1 protein-coding gene is annotated in these 984 nt (G+C 46.8%); it reads right to left on the bottom strand.

The window, feature by feature from the left end; translation table 11 throughout:
- On the bottom strand, nucleotides 1-984 hold a 984-nt coding region (locus V5290_RS17285), incomplete at both ends, for an Ig-like domain-containing protein (protein ID WP_333388750.1).

A 984-nucleotide genomic window follows, 5' to 3' on the forward strand; every position in this document is an offset into this window, starting at 1 on the left:
AATAGAGTCAACGCTAATTAATGGAGCTGTAGTATCCACTTCAATCGTAGTGGTTGTGCTGTCCGTATGGCCTGCTTGATCACTCGCTGAAACACTGATCTCAACCTCACCTTCCGCTAAATCAGGCAAGGTATCAGCGGCTAAACTCCAAGTGCCATCGCCGTTATTAACAGCGCTGTAATCAACACCATTCACCGTGACAATGACAGTTGCTGTGTCATCATCAATGCTACCGCTTAGCGCCGGTGACGTATCATTGGTCACTAACGCATCAATACTGACATTTAAACCAATTGTATCTACTTCAACGGTGCCAGTATTCGTTGCACTATTACCCGCTGCATCACTCGCGGTCACTGTGATAACGGTTTCGCCATCATCCAATGCAGGTAAGGTATTATCCGCTAATGTCCAGGTACCATCAGTATTATTCGTTGCTGTATATTCTTCACCATCCACGGTAACAGTCACCACAACGACTGCGGTTGGATCATCAATTGAGCCAGTGATAGCAGGTGTTGTATCATTGGTAATAATGGAGTCAACTCTTACCACAGGGGCTGTTGTGTCGACTTCAATGGTTGTTGTTGTGCTGTCCGTATGGCCTGCTTGATCGCTCGCCGAGACGTTGATAACAACGTCACCTTCCGCTAAATCAGGCAAGGTATCAGCGGCTAAACTCCAAGTGCCATCGCCATTATTGACAGTCGTGTAGTCAATACCATTGACAGTAACAATCACAGTCGCTGTGGCATCATCAATGCTGCCGCTTAGCGCTGGTGACGTATCATTGGTCACTAACGCATCAACACTGACGTTAAGACCCACAGTATCGACGTTAATCGTGTCAGTGCTCGTAGCGTCGTTACCTGCTGCATCGGTCGCCGTGACCGTGATAGTAGTTTCACCATCATCCAATGCAGGTAAGGTATTATCCGCTAATGTCCAGGTACCATCAGTATTATTCGTTGCTGTATATTCTTC

Source organism: Psychromonas arctica (genome assembly GCF_036697365.1).
GTDB classification, from domain to species: Bacteria; Pseudomonadota; Gammaproteobacteria; order Enterobacterales; family Psychromonadaceae; genus Psychromonas; species Psychromonas arctica_A.